Annotated in this window: 20 protein-coding genes and 3 pseudogenes; 7 read left to right on the forward strand and 16 right to left on the reverse strand. The window is 58.8% G+C overall.

Going from position 1 to position 19,141, the window contains the following annotated elements; all coding sequences use genetic code 11:
• Positions 1-48: 48 nt before the first annotated feature.
• The 5 genes and pseudogenes from KIO74_RS32070 to KIO74_RS30295 form a co-directional block, all read right to left on the reverse strand.
• Positions 49-198 (reverse strand): annotated as a pseudogene (locus KIO74_RS32070) (IS66 family transposase); the annotation flags it as partial.
• The gene (locus KIO74_RS30280; protein WP_213339526.1) at positions 176-685 is read right to left on the reverse strand and encodes a hypothetical protein; all 510 of its coding nucleotides are present in this window, start codon (positions 683-685) and stop codon (positions 176-178) included. The gene KIO74_RS30280 and the pseudogene KIO74_RS32070, both read right to left, overlap by 23 nt.
• 67 nt (positions 686-752) lie before the next feature.
• Entirely contained in the window at positions 753-926 is a 174-nt protein-coding gene (locus KIO74_RS30285) for a hypothetical protein (RefSeq protein ID WP_213339527.1), read from the reverse strand.
• A gap of 191 nt (positions 927-1,117) precedes the next feature.
• Positions 1,118-1,729 (reverse strand): hypothetical protein, encoded by a 612-nt coding sequence (locus KIO74_RS30290; protein WP_213339528.1) that lies wholly within the window; start codon positions 1,727-1,729, stop codon positions 1,118-1,120.
• Between the two features lie 10 nt (positions 1,730-1,739).
• Entirely contained in the window at positions 1,740-2,078 is a 339-nt protein-coding gene (locus tag KIO74_RS30295; protein WP_213339529.1) for a hypothetical protein, read from the reverse strand.
• A gap of 142 nt (positions 2,079-2,220) precedes the next feature.
• Between KIO74_RS30295 and KIO74_RS30300 the strand changes: the two genes are divergently transcribed.
• The 4 genes and pseudogenes from KIO74_RS30300 to KIO74_RS30315 form a co-directional block, all read left to right on the forward strand.
• Positions 2,221-2,553 (forward strand): helix-turn-helix domain-containing protein, encoded by a 333-nt coding sequence (locus KIO74_RS30300; protein ID WP_213339530.1) that lies wholly within the window; start codon positions 2,221-2,223, stop codon positions 2,551-2,553.
• Between the two features lie 340 nt (positions 2,554-2,893).
• On the forward strand, positions 2,894-3,142 hold the full coding sequence (locus KIO74_RS30305) for a hypothetical protein (RefSeq protein ID WP_213339531.1): 249 nt from the start codon (positions 2,894-2,896) through the stop codon (positions 3,140-3,142).
• Positions 3,143-3,333: 191 nt separating this feature from the next.
• A complete protein-coding gene (locus KIO74_RS30310) occupies positions 3,334-4,347 on the forward strand; it encodes a hypothetical protein (protein WP_213339532.1) in 1,014 nt (337 codons plus the stop codon).
• Between the two features lie 162 nt (positions 4,348-4,509).
• Positions 4,510-5,012: pseudogene (locus KIO74_RS30315) on the forward strand (transposase); the annotation flags it as partial.
• 379 nt (positions 5,013-5,391) lie between these two features.
• Here the strand turns inward: KIO74_RS30315 and KIO74_RS32075 are convergent.
• The 3 genes from KIO74_RS32075 to KIO74_RS30325 are packed head-to-tail and all read right to left on the reverse strand — an operon-like array spanning position 5,392 to position 6,619.
• The gene (locus KIO74_RS32075) at positions 5,392-5,682 is read right to left on the reverse strand and encodes a recombinase family protein (protein ID WP_349629250.1); all 291 of its coding nucleotides are present in this window, start codon (positions 5,680-5,682) and stop codon (positions 5,392-5,394) included.
• Positions 5,683-5,688: 6 nt separating this feature from the next.
• Positions 5,689-6,393, reverse strand: a complete 705-nt coding sequence (locus KIO74_RS32080; RefSeq protein ID WP_249731663.1) for a recombinase family protein — start codon at positions 6,391-6,393, stop codon at positions 5,689-5,691.
• On the reverse strand, positions 6,383-6,619 hold the full coding sequence (locus KIO74_RS30325; protein ID WP_213339534.1) for a hypothetical protein: 237 nt from the start codon (positions 6,617-6,619) through the stop codon (positions 6,383-6,385). Before KIO74_RS30325 ends, KIO74_RS32080 begins: the two co-directional genes overlap by 11 nt.
• Positions 6,620-6,979: 360 nt before the next feature.
• Between KIO74_RS30325 and KIO74_RS30330 the strand changes: the two are divergent.
• Positions 6,980-7,114: pseudogene (locus KIO74_RS30330) on the forward strand (IS3 family transposase); the annotation flags it as partial.
• Here KIO74_RS30330 and KIO74_RS30335 read toward each other — a convergent pair.
• The 8 genes from KIO74_RS30335 to KIO74_RS30370 all read right to left on the reverse strand — a co-directional run bounded on the left by KIO74_RS30335 (position 7,104) and on the right by KIO74_RS30370 (position 16,590).
• The gene (locus KIO74_RS30335) at positions 7,104-7,748 is read right to left on the reverse strand and encodes an IS6 family transposase (RefSeq protein WP_213339536.1); all 645 of its coding nucleotides are present in this window, start codon (positions 7,746-7,748) and stop codon (positions 7,104-7,106) included. The pseudogene KIO74_RS30330 and the gene KIO74_RS30335 sit on opposite strands and share 11 nt — an antisense overlap.
• Before the next feature lie 68 nt (positions 7,749-7,816).
• Positions 7,817-8,596, reverse strand: a complete 780-nt coding sequence (locus KIO74_RS30340) for a hypothetical protein (RefSeq protein WP_213339538.1) — start codon at positions 8,594-8,596, stop codon at positions 7,817-7,819.
• A 1,593-nt stretch (positions 8,597-10,189) separates the two neighbouring features.
• Positions 10,190-11,665 (reverse strand): plasmid replication protein RepC, encoded by a 1,476-nt coding sequence (gene repC, locus KIO74_RS30345; RefSeq protein ID WP_213339540.1) that lies wholly within the window; start codon positions 11,663-11,665, stop codon positions 10,190-10,192.
• 173 nt (positions 11,666-11,838) lie between these two features.
• Complete coding sequence (gene repB, locus KIO74_RS30350) at positions 11,839-12,858, reverse strand: plasmid partitioning protein RepB (protein WP_213339541.1); 1,020 nt, start codon at positions 12,856-12,858, stop codon at positions 11,839-11,841.
• The gene (gene repA, locus KIO74_RS30355; protein WP_213339542.1) at positions 12,855-14,018 is read right to left on the reverse strand and encodes a plasmid partitioning protein RepA; all 1,164 of its coding nucleotides are present in this window, start codon (positions 14,016-14,018) and stop codon (positions 12,855-12,857) included. The genes repB and repA overlap by 4 nt, the downstream gene beginning before the upstream one ends.
• Before the next feature lie 899 nt (positions 14,019-14,917).
• Positions 14,918-15,211, reverse strand: a complete 294-nt coding sequence (locus KIO74_RS30360; protein WP_213339544.1) for an addiction module antidote protein — start codon at positions 15,209-15,211, stop codon at positions 14,918-14,920.
• Positions 15,204-15,509, reverse strand: a complete 306-nt coding sequence (locus KIO74_RS30365; RefSeq protein ID WP_213339545.1) for a type II toxin-antitoxin system RelE/ParE family toxin — start codon at positions 15,507-15,509, stop codon at positions 15,204-15,206. Before KIO74_RS30365 ends, KIO74_RS30360 begins: the two co-directional genes overlap by 8 nt.
• A gap of 151 nt (positions 15,510-15,660) precedes the next feature.
• Positions 15,661-16,590 (reverse strand): recombinase family protein, encoded by a 930-nt coding sequence (locus tag KIO74_RS30370; RefSeq protein WP_213339546.1) that lies wholly within the window; start codon positions 16,588-16,590, stop codon positions 15,661-15,663.
• A 189-nt stretch (positions 16,591-16,779) separates the two neighbouring features.
• On the opposite strand from KIO74_RS30370, the gene KIO74_RS30375 reads away from it, so the two are divergent.
• The gene (locus KIO74_RS30375) at positions 16,780-18,462 is read left to right on the forward strand and encodes a TnsB C-terminal domain-containing protein (RefSeq protein WP_213339547.1); all 1,683 of its coding nucleotides are present in this window, start codon (positions 16,780-16,782) and stop codon (positions 18,460-18,462) included.
• Positions 18,462-19,141: TniB family NTP-binding protein (locus tag KIO74_RS30380; protein WP_213339548.1), on the forward strand; the 680-nt coding region annotated here is incomplete at its 3' end. The genes KIO74_RS30375 and KIO74_RS30380, both read left to right, overlap by 1 nt.

Genomic DNA, 19,141 nt, shown 5'->3' on the forward strand with positions numbered 1-19,141 from the left:
CCTATGCTCAAAGGATAGGCCGGCTTTGTCTAACGAACAGGGGGTAGTCCATATGCGGGAGAGATGCTTTTCGCACGACACGATCACCCGATGGCCCGGACCTCCGCGGCTGACAGGAACTCCAGCGCGCTCGAATGTCTGCACCAGGCGGTAGACTGGTATTCCGTCGACGTACTTATGAACCAGCGCGAAGGCCATCCCCCACGACAGGAAGGAACATTGGGGTGAGTTTTCGCTGGGCGACGCGATTAGCTTCTTCCACCCGACCGCACCTGATAGCATCCACGCACAGGATCCCATGAACGCCCTGTGCCCAGGTATCGAGATGCAGAGCTTCCCTCTGCGTATGTGAATGGGTCAGATGCTCGAACAACCGGACCTCAAGGTTGGCTGTGTAGCCAACATACAAGGTGTGCCCGCCCGCCGGGACTGGCGCGAGCTGCGGATAGCGATAGCCAGGATGGCGATGGCTGACAAAGTGATCGAGGATGTGGGCCAGCGACGCGCGCCTGACCGAAAGCCAGAATACGCCCGGTCCGGACCCAAAGATACGCGAGAGCCGATCCTTGATCTGCCAATCTGCAACACCGACCGTGGCAAAGCCGATGGACCAGGCCCGATGGTCAAGGTTGCTCCTTGCCCCAAGGATCGGCAGGATGGTTGAATCAACGGTTCCTGTGTTCAAAATCGTTCCTGGTTGTCCTCGATGATGACTTCTTGCTGATCACGAATTGCCCAGCCGGGTCGCCAGGTCAAAGGCCGTAATGGACACACAGGCTTTCGACCTCAGCCTGCCTGCCCTGCCGTACCATGTGACGCGTCCAATCGAGCGTTGCCAGGCGGACCGTGGTTCCTGTGACAGTGTAGGGAGAAAACCCGAGCTCCGTCCGGCGAGCATCGACGCGTGCGATAGAGTCGGCGCTCATCGGATTGATGCCTTGTCTCCGCAGTGTAGCATCCACAGTGTCGTCGTAAATCTCGTCATACTCTTCAGGAAACAGCCGGGCATGGAAGGCCCGAACTTGCCTCTCCAGAGTTTCGTCTGCGCATCCTCTCGCTGACTGGGCGACAGCCCCGCCCGCCATTCCCCGACCTGCGTGACGCTGCCTTGACACCTTCACCGCCGACACCGGACCCAATCCTGGCCGCCCTTGACCGATCTGTAGCAAAGCCCGCGCTTCTTGAGCTCATCCGCCGCATTCGCGCGGCGACTGCAAGCCTTGTCGGTCGCAGGGTCATCGCCAGAGCCTCCTCGGCACGCATCGTTCTGATCCGCCCAATAGTCGATCAGCGCCTTGCTTGCCATTCCCCGCAAGGGCGGCGCCGCGGGCGCCTTCTGCATAGTGCTCGCAAGGGGGATACACCACTGATAGTCCTCGCCCTCGAGGCTGAACCGCTCCCGCGTCGGGACATCGAGGATGAAGGACTGCGTGAAGGTCTCGCCAAACTCCCGGCAGGTGGTCTCGACGTGATAGCGATGCGGGGGCCGGACCATTTTTATCATGGCGACCACACAGGCAGTCTCTGGTCCTTGAAACTGTTTTCCACCCTTGTCGACTTCATAGGGCGCAAAGTCGAGCTCGCCCCGTCTGAATTCCGCGCATCGTTGTGGTGTCTCAGTGTAGACCCCATCGCGCAGCGGTACCCGGTCATCGGCAATGACGGGATGGACAAACACCGTGAAAACGATCAAGGGCAGCGCAGCCCTGGCAACCCATCGGATCCTCATGGCGGCGGTCTCAAAAATAGTAGCGTTTGTTACGGAACACATACAGCAGGAGATAGACCGGCAGCCATAACCCACCGGTCAAGATCGACAGGATGATGTGCAACCAGTGCGGGAACCGCTTGATGGGACCGGCGTAACCGGCAACTGCTGAGGCGGCTGCCGCTGCGGCACCGCCTCCTCCGGCATTCATGAAGACCTGCGAGGTGCCTTGCTGCTGCCTCTTCAACATCTCGAGTTCGCGCATCTGAGGGTCAAGGATTTCGTTGCAGTACCTGCATTTCTTGGACTGCGCATTGATCGTTTCCGAACAGTATGGGCAGCTCCTCATTTGTGGGGTGGTGGCTTCCATTCATAGCCTCTCAATTGGTGCCTAAGGGATAGTGGAACCCAATCGCAATTTCAACAGGAATCCGTAGTATTCTACGGATAAATAACATCTGTACGTAGTTCAATCTGTTCAACGCCGCGCCTGGCCAGCGCAAAACTGCGCAATGGTCGCTGTCGCCAAGTTCGGTCTGATTCTGAGAGAGATTCGTCGCCAGAAAGGCCTGACGCAGGAGGAACTCGCCCATAAGGCCGGGCGCTCGGTGGACGCTGTCTCTCAATGGGAACGTGCTATTAACTGGCCAACATTGAAGACACTTGTCCAGCTAAGCGAGGCGCTGGAGGTCCCCGTCCGAACATTCTTCGATGTCCCTGACGCACAGAAGTCGGATCAACGCCTACAGATGGATGTTGAAGCACGCCTGCTTCTTGATTCATTGCCAGATAATGATCTCGCAGTGGCGCTCGAGCAACTTCGGGCATTGACAAAGCGTCGCTGACCAACCAGCGACGGGACATGGGAGCTGGCCGTCCATACCACCAGCCGATGACTTAGATTACCCAGTGGTGGGGCGCAGTCAGCTAGGTACGGTCTCCATGTTCATCACCTTGGTTTCGTTTGCGGCTCACCAAAAATCATGCTTGGTTCTGTGGGTTCACGCTCCCCCGTGAGCAGCCTCCCGATTTGCCGCTCCCTCGGCTGCCGCAAGGCAAGAATCGGGAGGCATTTTCGATCCCGCAAGTCCGAGCAGTGAGGCTCCGGCTCGACCGCGAACTTGGCCACTCGGATATTCTCCGCTATCACACCCCCATGTGAAGTCCTTGCGATGGCGAGATTGCATGGTCCGGACAACCATTCGCGAGCAACTCGCATTGGCTGAGCGCCATATCCGCGACGGCGAACACCGTCTGGCACGGTTGCATGAGTCGGTCTCGCTTCACATCTCGCGCAGCACAGATGCTGACAGCCTTCGGGCGCTGCTCGACCATGAAGAGCGCCAACAAGGCCTCCGGACGATGGATCGCGGTCAGCTGATCGCCATGCTGGCTTGGTTCGAGAAGTCGGCGCTTGAACGGAAAGCACGATAATGGCACCAGAAACCAGGACGTAGTCCGGTCCGATTTTGAATAAAGTCGCACTCACCCGGTCGCGGCAGATCAATACCCGGTGATTCGAGGCAGGATTTCCATTGGCCGATTTCTGTATGTCTCGCTCTGCGACTAATGTGACGGTTTCTGTCTTGCACTGTGATATATACGCTGTCCAAGAAGGATAACGTATGGACTGGTTCAAATCTCTGACGGGCTTTTCCGAACTCGGCTATCGCGAAACCCGCACACTGCTAGAGCTCAACAACTCTCGACTTCAATCGAAGATCAATGGGCGTGCCTCCGAGGTTGGCACCTTCTCAATGACCTCGCTCAACGATCTGAGGGAACAGGTTGCAGCAGGTTGGAGCATCCCATCCAGACCCCGCCTCAGCCTGGTACAGGGCGATGTGCGTGAGATGCATCAGGCGTCAGAATATGCTGGGGCCCTGTTTCAGGTTGCATCGCAATTCAACGCCCTGGAAATGATTCACCCTGACGTCACACCAGAACATGGTGTTGCGGGATACGCCTACGACCCCACGCAAGGACCGGCCTGCGCCATCGCTGCCGGTGCTGCCACAATCTATCGCAATTATTTCGTGCCTGTTGGCGACCAGGTCGGCCAAACGGCCTTCCGCCAACTTGATGGTCTCGCCGGCGTTGGGGAGGAGCTAAGTCGCCTCCTCTGTTGCGCTGTCGACGACCTCTGGGACATGCGCAATGGCTATGCACTACCAAGCCAAGGCTCCCTAGAAAGGATCACCCAACTCCTTGACGGAATGACTTCTGACGCTGTGGAGGCTCTCGCAGGCAGGCTCCGCATTGGCCTCCATAGCGATGTTGAGGTAACGGACGCTGAGCGGCGGCCGGGTCCGGTCGTCAGCCAGGCATTTTGCTCCGCGCTTCCTGTTTCTTACGGAGCGATTCCGCAGTCTTCCTGGAGCTCCTTCGCGCAGCTTGTGCTGGATGCTGCCTACGAGGCAACCCTTTTGGCAGGGGTCCTCAACGCGCGGCGAGGCACGTCGAACATCGTTCTCTTGACGCGGCTCGGCGGAGGCGCATTTGGTAACGATGAGATGTGGATCCACAATGCCATTCGACGGGCCGTGACCAAAGTCGCCGACTTTGATTTGGACGTGCGGCTAGTAAGTTATGGCCTTCCATCGGCACAGACACGAGCGTTGATCAACGATTTCGCATAGCCGGCACCGGTGGGCCTGACGGGTCCCTAGGGGAGATGGCGGAGAGCGCTTTATCGCCAAGCTTAGAGCTGGGCCCGACAATGCCTCGTCCTCGCTCTGGTCTGCCCCCTGAAAAGTGGTCCTCCCTGAAGTAGGCTCTTGAGCCTCGGTGAGGACGTTGGAATGCCCCAGAAGAAGCACAAGCCCGAAGAGATCGTCTCGAAGCTGCGTCAGGTTGACGTTCTGTTGTCGCAAGGTCGAACGGTCGGAGAAGCGGTTCGTTCGATCGGCGTGACGCAGTTTACGTATTATCGGTGGCGCAAGGAGTTTGGCGGCCTGAAAGGCGATCAGGTGAAGCGGCTGAAGGAACTCGAGAAAGAGAACGACCGGCTGCGCAAGGCAGTGTCGGACCTGACGCTTGAGAAGCTGATCCTCAAAGAGGCTGCCTCGGGAAACTTCTAAGCCCCGCCCGTCGCCGTCGCTGCATCGATCATGTCATGGCGAAGTTCTCTGTCTCGGAGCGTTTTGCCTGCACGGTTCTCGGCCAGCACCGTTCGGCCCAGCGCAAGAAGCCCAGAGGTCGGCCTGATGAAGAGGCGCTCACCGCCGACATCATCCGTCTGGCTTCCCGGTATGGTCGCTATGGCTATCGCAGGATCACGGCGATGCTGCGGTCCGAGGGCTGGATCCCGCGGGGTATTTTGGGTTCTGCCGCGCCCGTGCGGTGATGGATTGGGCGGCATCTGTGGCAAGAGCAGCGCGTGCGAAGACCCAGGGCCGTCCGGCAGAGGATGGGTGGCTCGGATCTCACCGGCTTCAGCTGCAAGCCTGAGCGTCCTAGTCGAGACCTTGAGGAGCTTGGCAGCGTCGGTGAGGTTGAGCCAGGGCTCGACGCCATCGGCCGCAGGCTTGAACACGGGGATCCGGTAATTCGACCGCATAGAGGTGACGCGTTCGCGCGTCCAGCGATTGCCATTGCCGGTCTTCAGGGCATTGCGATTGAGAAGGCCGGCAATCAGGTCGTCGCTCGCGATCAGCACCAGTTCGCACACGGCCGCGACGATATCAGTCGACGTGCTGTTGCGCTGTCAGGCCGGCGAGCAGCGCCTCGCCATGCTTGGGCGCACCTTGATGCCTGCCGGTCGGAACATTGCCTGCCACCATCGCGCGGATCGCTTCAAACCTCTCCCAGCTCACATAGCCGTCATGGGCGCCGGGCTTCAGCGCGAGCCACTCGCCCCGTGTCCTGCGACGTGTCTTCACCTTAATGCCGTCGGCGGCATAGGCCGCCGCGGCGCTCGTCTTACCATAGGCATAAGCACCGCCGTAGACCGGGTTCGCGATGATCCGGTGGATGGAGGCTTAGTTCGGCCGGCGCCAGCTCGTGTCGCCGTTGCGCTGCTTCACGGGCAGGTCGAGATCATGTTCCTGCAGCCAGCACAGCGCCTGACGCGCGCTGCCGAGTTCCTGGACCTTGTCGAAGACGAGCGTGATCGCCTCCTGAACGCGCCGGTCCGGATCCTTCTCATAGCGGTCATCCGCCTTCACGAAGCCGATCGGCGCGGAGACGATCAGCTCGCCGCGGCGCGCCTTGGCGTAGCGGGCCGCCAGAGAACGCTGACGCAGGAGGTCGAGCTCGTACTCGTTGAGGCTGCCCTTGAGCCCCAGCAACAGGCGATCGTCGCCATGGCGCGGCGCATAAACGGTCTCTTGATCAACGAGCACCGTGTCGACCACCCGGCACATCTCGATCAACTGCTGCCAGTCGCGGCTGTTGCGGGCGAAGCGCGAGACCTCCCGGGCGCAACCCGCACCGACCTTGCCGAGGCAGACCTCGGCCACCATCCGCTCGAAGCCTGCACGCTGCACGGAACCTGCGGCGGAACGGCCGAGATCATCGTCGATCACCTCGACCTGCGACCATCCCAGCGCGGTCAGGCGGTCCCGCATGGCATATTGCAGCGCGCTGCTCTCGCGGTTGTGCAGCACCTGGTGGGCGGAGGACTGGCGCACATAGAGGATCGCCTTGCGCTCCAGGTGATGAGGTCGAACCTTCTCAGAGATCATCGCCGGCCTCCTTTGCGGGAAGCGGAACGGCTGTGGCGGCGTGAGCGAGGATCAGCCGCGCCATCAGCTCGGTCAGCGCCGAGCGTGCCCGCTCCGGCAGCTCCGGCCAGAGCGGCGCGCCGTCCGCCTTCGGCCTGGCGCTGTCGAACAGATCCATCTGCTGACGCCCGCGCGGCCGCTTGTGCCTGCCGTTGGTCGCCGCCGTCGTCACCGTCGTCGCTCGCATGGGCCTCTCCCCGAATCTGGTCGTGAGAGGATCGGGATGCGCCCGAAAGCGGGGCATTCGATGATGCCATGGGCGTCTTCAGTGCCCGGTCGAGCAGCGCCGATAGCTCCGCGAGCGCGTCCAGGCTGACGAAGGGGGCTGCCGTCAGTCGAAGGTCGCCTGGACATGATGCCCGCTCGAACATCCAGGCCGGAACCTCAAGCCAGCGGTCCCCACGGCCGCCCGCCACCGCGCAGCGGAAATACACGCCGTCGCACTTCGCCACGATGCCATGAACGCAGACCTCACGGCCAAACCACGGATGATACCGGTAGAGAACTTCTCGAAACTCGGTCCCGTGGGCGTTCTCACGCCTTGTTGTACAATACCGAGCGGCCGCACTCATCGCTCGGCTACAAGCCGCCGGCACCGAAGGCCACCATCTGGCCTGCGCCGCCGCGAGGAACGGCACCGTCGTCTGCCCAGGCGATGGCCGAGAAGCCGATCATGCACTAAGACTGAAACTGGACCACCTTATAGGGTCAGGCCAGGCCAATGTAGCCTCAGCTGATGAGAACGCCTTGAACCCCATCATCGGTCTGACCCGGCGCTTGATGCGCCGGTGATCCTGCGCGATCCGGTTGTTGCGATATTGGCTGCGGCGTATTCGGATCGGCTTCAGGGCTCTGGCCGTTCGATCCCGTAACCGGCTTTCGCTGTCACAGGCGATGATAGCTTCCTGATTGGTTTGGCTGCCGTCGATAACAATGCAGTCGGGCCGACCATGCCGGTGCAGTGCTTTGCGCAGAAAGCGCTTGGCCGCCAGCAGATCGCGTTGCTCGCGCAGCAGGAACTCCACCGTATCGCCGACACTGTCGATGGCGCGATAGAGGTACATCCACTGACCGCGGACCTTGATGTAGGTTTCGTCCATATGCCATTTGCCGGATACAGCGCGCTTGCGGCGGTTGAAGCGTTCCAGCAGCATTGGCGAGAAGCGCCTGACCCAGCGATTAATGGTCGCGTGATCCACACAGACGCCGCGCTCAGCCATCATCTCCTCCAGATCGCGCAGGCTCAAATTGTAAGCCAGATACCGGCGCACGCATAGCAGGATGACAGACTGATCGAAGTGGCGGCCTTTGAACATCACGATGATCCCGATTGGATCGCCTCCATGCCACTTTCCCATTGATGAAAAGTTTGCAACACAACCGATCAGCCCACTGTGTCCTTATTATGTGACGCATCGTCATCGAGCTCTGCCATTTCGAATGCCACAATCCGGCGCATCTCCTCTGCACCAACCACGGCGGCGCCACTATCAACAATGCTCGCGAGCGAATCCGGCTTTAAGGCCCACTCGGCCATACGCAAGTATAACACTGTCCCTCTTTTTGCTCCTCGGATAAGATCGTCATAATGATGATCGCTCAGTCCAGCCGTCGCTATCGCATCCATAATTTGAACGCCGTGCGGCAGAGCCTCATGTTGATGTAGCACGAGAAACTTCGTATTCTCCTTGGTCAAAAATTCGCCTGTAAGCGCTTTTTTTACCCATGGCCGCGCAGGACCATCGGAAATGTTTTCCAAAATTGTCGCAGCACCCATGCGCATAAACGGGCGATCTGCAACCAATGATTTAAAGTATGAATGCCATAGTTCGACGTCAAATGGCATCGCGAGGGGCACGCGTCCAATCTTATGGAGGTCGTTTGCTGCCACGAGGTAATGTAGCTCCTCTTCATTCGCAAAATTGACCAGAAAGGCCCTCAACTTCCGCCGTCGCGCGAGATCGGGGTGACCGGCAATTGACAAAAAGTATCTCTGAACATCCTTAGTCAGATGAAACTGAAAGCTCAGGTATCTAACATACTGCTCCTCTGTCGTATGATGATTTACGAGATAGGAACGCAGCAAGTCGCCAAAAAGCATCTGAGCTAGACTAATTTGACTCAGAAGCGTCTCATACCGAGGATCCGTAACGTCATCATTCATAGCGCGCCTCCTCATACAGAGAGAAAACCTTGCATTGCAGCTTGTCCTGAAGACGCCTTCGCCTCGCACATGAAATCGTCGAGCAGAGGTGACCGCACCTCACGTAGCCTCGTTTCATCGCGCAAATGAAGCGCCAAAATAATAAGTGGGCCAGCGATCGGATCCAAAAACTTCCTTCCAGTCTCGATAAACCCGAAGCGACCGAAAAGTGGGACGAGGGGCTCACGCGTGGCTAAGAACGCCAAACTGGCCCCAGATCTAAGGCCAATGCGATAAGTCTGCCGAAATAGGTCCGGAATGCAGAGGCGCGCTCGCATCTCAACTCGCACTATCATACGAGACAGTAGTAGACAGCCCACGTACGGAGGATCAATCAGGTTATTATCGCGCACAATTAGGGATAATTGGGAATCCAAATAGGCATCCTCGGCGCGGGTGAGCCTAACGCTGGCGAGACATCTTTGATAGGCCGTTGCTTGAAAGTTGAGGCTGACTCGATCTACGTCTTCGACAAGCGTTCTATGCCGGTGGTCCGCCTGCGCATACGATTTTCCATCTCTCTCAACGAACAGATCGTAACGCAGACGGCCGACGGTCGTAAGATCGGCCATTGAGGTAGCTATCGAGATGCCGCTATACGTAAGTCGACCAAATGGCAAGTCACCCCATATCGAGCGCAATCGTTGCTCTAAGTTATCTGAGCTCTTGTCGCCGAAAGATCTATTACAAACTCCCGGAACATCTCCATTTCCCCTACAACCCCCGCGGGTGCAGAAGCGTCGCCTCGCAGGGCTGTCGCTATCTGTATCTAGTTCAGTTGAACTGTCGCACATTGCTTCTCCTGTCACAATAACTTATCCGGAATACTCCAGATATACTTTTCTCTATCACGACGTGATCTGGTCTTTCTAAGACGAAATTCTAGGCCGGGTAGGAGAACGACCACGCTTCTGGAGATTAAAACGCTTGACTACTATCCATGGAATCGGAGCGTATTTGAGGGGTGAATCTGAATATTATAGTGGCTCCTCATTCAAGGTCGAATAATGTGACAATCAGGATAGAAGCGCCTCACCCAAACGGGTGAGGAGTCGGAATGGAAGATTGGATTTTGCATGTACTTGCTTTTTTTGGGAGAGCAACCATCGTGCGCGGCAAACGGATCGTATGCTTGTTCGCTCGGCGTCGATACTTAGATGTTCGAGATCGCCAGCAGCGCCACCTCGTCCACGCTCAGTGTATCAGGCAATTTGCGCTCATAGCAGGTGATCATCAAAGCACGCGACAGGTCACGCCGCTTCAGCGTCACTAAAGAACAGAAGCCACAACGACGATACAGCGCCGTTGATTGTTGGGGACGGGGCGGACGCCACTCTCAAGCTAGTGCAACTGGAAGCGGCGAGATCGCTGAACCTGTGGAATGGTGAGTCAAGGCGAGTTTCTCTGATTGAAAGGAACTCAATGGTCGGGTTACCGCCACGACCCGCTCAAAGTGCATATTCCGCCATTTCAGGCCAGGGCCCCTCCCGCGAAGCGGTTCGTCCTTGGGGCGCATAGCGGACATATCCCAGCCCTCTCGCGCCTTGCATGGCTTTAGTTAATTGGGCAGCCACCTAGGGGGCATCCGGGAAAATCGTTCTTCTCACCCCCAGCCCTTGGTCGCCTCGTTGCACCGCTCCGGAGTTTTTGTCGCAATGCGGCACTGACGGTGATGGCGGGGGGCGTGGGATGGCCCTCGCCTTTCGGGGGCTCCACGGCGGGGGCTGGATGATGGAGCGCCTCCCCTCCCCTGCGCCCTTTCAGCTGTGCGGTGAGCAGGGCGAGGATCATCGGCGTGGTCGAGAAGCGTCCCTGGATTGCGCGTTCGGTGAGATTGCGGAGGTAGCCGCCAGGGTTGGCAATCTGTCCGGACCGTTCATAGAGGGCGGCAAGCAGGGTCGCGGCCCGCTGCGGTCCGAGTGTAGCGCAGGTCTCCTCCCAGCTTTTGACGCTGATCCCGAGCATCGGTCGCACGAGACCAGCGATGCCGAGGAGATCGCGCCAGTCGCGGATGGCCCGCCCCTGGGCGAGTTCAACGAGGGCCGGACACGCCTTGATGACGGTGGCGAGACTTGGGTCCGGATTTTTTTGCCCCAGACCCGGATGCAGGCTCAGGGCCTTGCCGGGATGTAGGCTGAACTTCCAACCGGTTTCGCGGCCGAACGGGTTCGCTATTGCCGGCTTTTCGAGTGCTGCCTTTTCTGCTTGCTGTCTCGCATAGCTTTTTTCTAATTCATGATGGGATTCTGGGTTTGACTCCTTTATGTGCCCGCCAGAATGGGACTCATTGGCGACCTGAATCCGGGATTGTGCGAGGTTTTCCAAGGACGTGCGGATCTCGCGCCAGAGACCGCCGAGCTCGCCGCAGATCGCCGCGATGATGGCGGTGCCGGCCTGCCGCGGGAGCCGGCCGATGATGTCCTGATAGCGATGTTGCAGGCTGTCCCAGGGGCCGGGCGCGGCTTCCTGGCGGGCGGCGGCGATGGTCTTGACGATATCCCGGCGCAGGAGGGTCAGCTGCTCCCGGGCGACCTGTCTGGCGTGTTTATCGGCCTGGACGGCCTCGGCCATGGCCTTGAAGGCCTCGGCGCGGGCGACGATTGGGGCGAGATCGAAGCCGTAGACCTGCGCGATGTCCCCTGCCCTGTCCTTGCGGGCGAAGCGTTTGCCGTTGGGACTGTCGCGGCGGATGACGAGGCCGCAATCGACGAGGACGGCGAGATGGCGCCGCAGGGTTGTGGCGGGCATGCCGTTGGCGCGAGCGGCGAGCTGTTCGTTGGAGGGCCAGACGATGATGTCGGCGCCGCCTGCCAGGGTGGTTTCGGGATGGAAGGACAGCAGGGCGTTGAGGATGGTGAGGGCCCGGTCTGTGGCGCCCAGCCGGTCGCGTGCCTCGCGGATATGGTGGAACACCTGCCATTTATGGACGATGCGATCCTTCGGGGCCGCGCGTGCGCTGGTCTGCTCAGCCACCTGGGCAAGCGACATCGTCCGCCGCCCGAAAGGCGTCGTTGCAATATGCGTCTGCATTCTCTTTCACCTATCGCTAGGCAAAAGAAATCTGCTCGCCGAAACGGCAATTATCCCCAACGGGGACTCTTGACTGTGATTCCGGGAAATGCGATTCTCTAGCTGCGAAACTCAGAGAAGGCTTCCGGGACGGTTGTTTCGGGGGCCTTTTTCTTTTGCGGGTTGCTTATTGTTTAAAGGTTGTCAGAAGCCTCCCTATTTCTGAAGGTCCGGTAGAGCGACGGTAAGTTTTCCGCAACAAACTCGGCGAAAGCCGAGCCGCCATCGGTGCCCCCTACGAACGAAATGGTACGTCTGGCCGGCTCGATTGTGGCGATTTTCTCACCGCTGTCGGATTTAACATCCACATTTGCGGTCTCGCTCTTGGTCCGATCAGGCGCTAGCCTGGCAAATGCCTTCACAAAGCGAAGGTCGCTGTCGGCACTTTGAAAAAGTGGATCGTTCAGTAAGTCGTCTAGACTGACGTTATTCTTCATGTTGCCTAACCGTTCCGCAAATGCCGTCCACCGTGGGCGGCCGGCTTTTGGCGCTGGTCCGATAGCAAGGATAAGACTTTTCGGAATCGACTTGGTAAGAGTTAACAAGCGAGAAAGCTGAGTTTTCTCCATGCTCAGCGCCGACATAATGATTGATCTGTCGAACCCCTGCTCTTCCAAGGTTATGGCGAATAACCCACGTTCGATATAGCTGAGGTCTTTCCGAGCCGAATTTTCTTGGCCTTGAATAACAACAAGTTCTTCGTCTGAGAGAGTCTGTACAACAGCACGTACAGGTCGCCCGAGCTTGGCGAGGATCTTCGCCCTGCGATGCCCGTATGCGATCTGATACTTGTCGGGCCTATCAGGTAGAGGCCGCACGAGGATGGGGCTTTTTTGCCCAGATGTCTCAATAGCGCGCAGAAGTGTTTCGAACTCCTCGCCTTCGTCATGAAGCCGATCTTGAGCGAAAGAGTCGACAAGGTTTTCAGGGGGAATCTCGATAACAGCGGCGCCTGCAGACACTAGCGCTCTCGCGCGTTCGGCAGCGTTCGCAATTTCGCCTAAAGATCGACTCATCGCACCAACGGCCGCCGATCTTGATCGTCCACTATCGAGCGATGAGGTATTGGATTGATCCACCTGAACAGAGTTGCCATGTGGCAACTCTGCCGCCCGACGCGTTAACATGGCTTTGAGGGTATCCTTGCGGCTCATGATACGCGCCCCCACGCAGCGGAAATCAGCTGCTCTATTTCGCCGTTGACAGCATCCAGAGACTCGACCGCGCGATCGTATGTTTGCTTTGAGAAGTTCTCGCGGCCAACCTCGTACAAGGTTTGCTTTGACAAGCCGGCGTCGGAGACGGCGGTAGATTTGACCATAGTGCTGTTCAAAACACGTTCGCGGAAAAGCGAACGCATGAAAGCGACCATCTGAGTTTGGGGAGCATCAACAGGTTCGAATCTGGTCACTACATAGCGAATGAAATCATAATCAAGGTCGCCGCCAGATTCTTGCACTACCTTGAGAATGTCAGATGCCATAAGGAGAAACTGGCACATTGACATCACGTCTAGCATCTGCGGATGGACAGTGATCAAGAGGCCGGTGGCTGCGCAAAGGGCGCCGAGAGTGAGGAAGCCGAGCTGCGGAGGGCAATCAAGGACCATAACATCATACTGCTCCGAGACGGAGCCTAGGGCTGAGGCAACTCTCCCAAAAAATGGCTCTGCATCGCGTTCTGCCAACGCACGTGGAGTATCGTGTTCATACTCCATAAGCTCGAGGTTGCCTGGGACAAGATCCAAACCCGGGAAGTACGTCTTGCGAATAATGTCACTTAGCCGCTTCCGTTCGGAATCGTATCGGACCGCGGCATACATGGTTTGATTTGCGTGGATATCGTATTCTGGCTGATAGCCATGAAGCGCCGTCAGGGACGCCTGGGGGTCTAAATCAACTGCTAAGACACGATAGCCATGCAAAGCAAGGTACTGCGCGAGATGAGCCGCAGTCGTTGTTTTTCCGCTGCCGCCTTTGAAATTCACAACAGCTAGGACTTGACAATGCTCGCCAGAATTTCGCCGAGGCACGTAACGCTTTCCTTTTGAGCCCTCTTCTAGCGCGACGCGTAGCTCATTAATCTGATCGAGTGTGTAAGAACGCCTCCCCCCAGTGCTGATTGATGGCTGCGGTCCTTTGCCGCTAAGTGATAATTGCCTTAGATAGCCGTCCGCAATTCCCACTAGCTTTGCCGTTTCGATCGAGGAGAATTGCCGCAATGATTTTCTTGAAATCGGAGGGAAAAGAGCCTCGCGCATTGCAACGAGTTCCGCTGATAATGCGGCGCCGTCTCCAGCGATGACGTCCGCCATCGGAGGCTTCCGAAGCTCGGCCGGGGCGGAAGCGCTACGGTCGTTCTGCATATCTACGAGATCCCGATGAACTACGGTGAAAAATCGTAGGTACGATTACAGGGTATTTAGCGATTCGCAAGCTCTTTAAAGTTAATGGGAATTTACCTCTTTGCGCGCATTAGTTGCCACATAGCAACTTGCTTTTCCGCCCGGTCCAAAAGGCTGCAGGCGTCCATTGCGCGTAGCGCGCAATATGGATTTCCTTGGCCTGAGTATGGCTGTCCAGCGCTAAGCAGCACGGTCCAAATACCGAGGGGTGCGGCTTGCACGCTGGGCTTAAGCTCTGTTCCAGCAGGGAACCTGACGATCCGGCTAATGCGAAGTGTTGATGATCTTTTTTCACCTCCACTCCCGACCACATACAAGTCAGCGCGGAGGGGTAGGGGTAACGAGAATTGCCGATAAACGGCAAATGATGACTGGGAGGAATTCCCAGCAACAGATGTTCATTAGGTCACTGAGACACGCGTCCGCAAACTCAAGGCGTCCAAAAATCGAAAAGCTCGGTCCCAAGACCATCAGAATCTTTGATGCTACGTGTGGCTATGGCCTCGTCGCCGCACTTACCCCGTATAAGTCGGACAATCTGCGGCACCGCGTCCCCTCAGATCAAGCCGCAGGGCTAAATGAGTCACGAAGCTGCTGTCGGCCAGCCTCCTCAGTTGCGAGCCCTGGGATCTGCGGTGGTGCTCAGCGCCTACCGAGGCAGGTTGCAACGTTCATGAGGCTGACCGCGCTATCGCCATTCTCGCCGCCATCTTTCTGCGCTCTTAAGTGACTACGCTCCGATGAGCGGTTGTCAGATGGCGGCACCCGCGGCGGACCGCCATCGGTCGGTTCCATTCTGAAAGGCTAAACTACGTTGCCGCATGAGCCTTGGCGGTCATGTCGACGCCAAGCGCACGCATCACCGCGAGCGTCGTTTTTAGTGTGGGGTTGCCGCGCTCGCTGAACGACCGGTAGAGCTGCTCACGTGACAGGCCCGTCTTCCGCGCTATTTCGGACATCCCCTTGGCGCGGGCAACAACGCCAAGCGCCTTGGCGACATAGGTCGCATCGCCAGTTTCAAAAGCATCCGCCATAAACGCAGCAATTTCCTCGTCGTCCACGAGTGCAGCGGCCGGATCGTAAGTCGTCAGTTTTTCAGTCATCTTGCGGGCTCCACGTCTTGGCAAGCTTTTTGGCAGTGGCGATATCACGGGCTTGAGATCCTTTGTCCCCGCCGGTCAGCAACACTATCAGGAGGTTGCCGCGCTTCTGGAAATAAATCCGGTATCCCGGTCCGTGGTGAATCCTCAGTTCGCTTATGCCTTCACCTACCGGCTCTACGTCGCCCGGCAGACCTTCAGCCAGGCGCATCAATCGGGCTGCGATGATGGTTCTGGCTCGTTTGTCCTGGAGGCGTGTCTCCCACCTTGCAAAGGTCGACGTCTGCTTGAGCTCGAACATGTATCAATATGTAGTCAATAAACTACAGAGAAGCAAGTGGAGCTGGCACATCTCCTCAGCCGACGCGAGCGCAGCTGGTGCATCCCGGACTGCCTGGCTCCCGGTCATTGGCCCGTCCGATGCTCTCCATCAGCCGTTCCTCCGCCCCATCTCAAACGTCCCGCGGCTGCGGCACGACCAAACCGAGCCGGCGGGCCCGGTCGAGGAGTGCTTTGACGGAGGAGGCGGCCCATTGCCGGCCGCCGCGCGGGGCACGTTCCCGCATCCGCTCGAGTTGGGCGGCGATGTCGCGCAGGCTGAGATCCGGATCGGCGATGGCGATGCCGGCGACGAGGGTCATCAGGCGGTCCTCGGGTGGACGCCGAGGCGCGCGCTGGATCAGTTCCGGCTCCGCCATCTTCTCGCTCACCAGCCGGTGCACCGCGCGCCGCAACTTCTCGACGGTCCAGTTCTGGCCACGATGGTTCAACACCCGCACGACATCGTCCCAATTGTGCTGAGGCCGCATGCGCTGCACAATCGGCAACCAGGTCGAGGCCGAGGCGATCAGGTCGCCGACATAGACTTTGTGCCGCGCCGCCGAGGCCGCGCGGATCGCTTCGGGCCGGCGCTCCCGCAAGCCGGGATTGCCGGGCAGCTTGCCGCGGGCCATCGCCGCCTTCATGCCCGCCTTGGTGCGCTCGGCGATCAACGCGCGTTCGAGCTGCGCCACCGCGCCCAGCACCTGCAGCGAGAACATGCCCTGCGGCGTGGAGGTATCGATCGGGTCATGGAGCGAACGGAAATGCGCCTTGCGCTCCTCGAGATGCTCGATCACCACCAGCAGATGGCTGACCGAGCGGGCGAGACGATCCAGGCGTACCACGACCAGGACGTCGCCGGCGCTGATCTCTCGCAGCAGCCTGGTCAATACAGGCCGTACCCGCGACGCGCCTGAGCCGTGCTCCGTGTGGACGATATGGCAACCGGCCGCACGGAGCTCGTCGACCTGGGCATCTGTTGCCTGTTCCTCAGTTGAAACCCGCGCATAGCCAATCAGGCGTCGGACGGGCGTGCGAAGGGGAGGGGAGGGCGAGGCCATCGAGATTCCAGTGTCAGTTGTCAAAGTTAGCTTCAATGCGGAGCATGGAAAATCAACATCTTAGCGAAGGTCATGGTCACAGCAATCGGCCCCTGATTCCCCATAGTTGTCTTCACTATGTAGCATAAACTGCCCATACTCTCGTTCAATATCGCCGATTCGGTTTTCGGCGGGGAGGGATGTCGAGACGTGGATGAGCAGGCTGATCAGATTGCCGAACGCGGCACGCTCGGGCTGTCTGAAGAAGCGAGGCAGGAGGCGCAGCGCCGACTTCCGGTAATAGCGCCCCTTGCTGCTCAGGAACTCGTCTCAGCCGTTGATGCACGTTCTGCGGCAGATCTGCTGGCGATGAGCACCAGATCGGTCTACACGCTTGTCGCCCGGTTTCGGGCCTCAGGTGGATTGATGAGTTCGCTGGCTCCTGGAAAGCCATCCGGCGGCCGAGGCCGATCCAGAATGCCGGCGCGGGTGGACGACATTGTCACCGCCGCAATCTACGACACCTACCTGACGAGGCAAAAGCGTCGGATTGTCCGTCTCGTCGAGGAAGTTCAACTCCGATGCAAAAAGGCCGGATTGCCGGCTCCTTCGGCGAAAACGATCCGCCGTCGTCTGGAGACGATTCGGGCTGAAGAGGTAGCGCGGCGTCGTGACGGCCCGCGCAGCAGCGCAGCAAGGCGGCTGACGTCGGCCGCGGGCCATGGGCCTGTCGCGACGGGACCGCTCGACATCGTCCAGATCGATCACACGCCGGTCGATATCATTCTGGTGGACGAAATCAGCCGCCTCCCGGTCGGGCGGCCGTGGCTGACGGTAGCGATCGACGTCTACAGCCGTTGCATCACCGGCTTTCTGGTGTCGTTCGAGGCGCCGTCCGCAACGAGTGTCGGTTTGTGCCTCGCCCACTCTGGCGTTGAGAAGAGGGCCTATCTCGACGGCCTCGGCCTCGATACGGAGTGGCCGATCGCAGGTGTTCCGCGTCTCCTGCATCTTGACAATGCTGCGGAGTTTCATGGCGAAGCTCTCGCTCGTGGCTGTCAGCAGCATGGGATCGGCCTCGAATATCGCCCGAAGGGCCAACCTCATTTCGGCGGGGTCATCGAGCGTCTGATCGGCACATTGATGGGCCTTATCCATGATCTGCCCGGCACGACGTTCTCAAATCCGACCGAACGGGGAACCTATGACAGCGATGCAACTGCGGTTCTAACGTTGTCCGAGCTGGAGCATTGGCTGGCTCTGGCGATCAGCGGACGCTACCATCACGAGGTCCACGAAGGGATCATGGAGCCGCCGCTCGCGCGGTGGAAGCGTGGAATTGCCGAGCATGGCGACCCGCGACCAGTTGCCAATAGCCGCGAATACCTGGTCGATTTCCTGCCTGTCGTGCGCCGGACGATCCAGCGCGATGGCTTCACGCTCGACCACATCACTTACTATTCAGATGTTTTGCGCCCGTGGATAGCGAATAGGGATCGTTGCCGGTCCTTCCTGATCCGTCGCGATCCTCGCGATCTATCGCAGATATTTGTACTCGAGCCGGACGGCCGCAGCTACGTGACGGTGCCTTGCCGGCGTCTGGAAAGGCCGGGAATCTCGCTTTTTGAGCATCGGCAGGCCGTCCAGATGATCAAAGCTGGCGGTCGGGCTCAGGTCGATGAAGAGGGTATCTTCAGGACGGTCGAACAGCAGCGTGGGCTGGTGAAGACCGCAGCAAAGAAATCCAGAGCGGCCCGGCGCCAGTTGGCGCGACAGACGCCGGTGCCAGAATCGTCGGTGGATCGCGTGGCTGTCATGCCGGCGATCGAAACCGAGCTCGCCGGCGATGATCAGGCTGCCGACTTGGTGCCATTTCCGATGGAAAGATGGTGATGAGCGATCTCAGCCACCTTTCTCGCGATCTGCGAGAGATTGCCGCCGCAGACGACGCGCAACGAATTGCCTTCATCCGTGGCCAATGGTGGATCGGCTACCCGCAGGCACAGGCTGCGCTCGATCTGCTCAGTGCCGCGATTGAAAACGAACCAGGCCGCGTTCGGCCTCAGTGCTTTCTCCTGCTGGGGCCAACAAACAACGGCAAGTCGATGATCATCGAAAAATTCCGACGCGATCATACGCCGCCTGCCTTGCCCGGCCGTGATGAGGAAAACATCCCTGTTGTCGTGGTGCAGATGCTTACCGATCCGGGGGTTGCGCGCTTCTACCAGCATCTCCTGGAGGTTTTGGGAGCGCCGGTTCGAAGGACGGCCCGCAAGCATGATCTTGAAGCGCTGGCGTTGTCGATCCTTAAGAGGGTTGGCGCACAAATCCTCATCATCGACGAACTGCACAATCTTCTGGCGGGTACCGCACCGGCACAGCGGGAATTTCTCAACCTGTTGCGGTTTCTCGGCAACGAACTGAGAATTCCGATTATCGGGGCAGGGACGAGGGACGCCTATCTCGCCATCCGGACCGATCCGCAGCTTGAAAACCGGTTTCATCCGATCATCCTGCCGGCGTGGGACGAGGGAGACGAACTCAACCGGCTGATCCAGAGCTTCGTGGCGAC

Origin of the sequence: Chelatococcus sp. HY11, assembly GCF_018398335.1 — a bacterium.
In the GTDB taxonomy this organism is placed as follows: Bacteria; Pseudomonadota; Alphaproteobacteria; order Rhizobiales; family Beijerinckiaceae; genus Chelatococcus.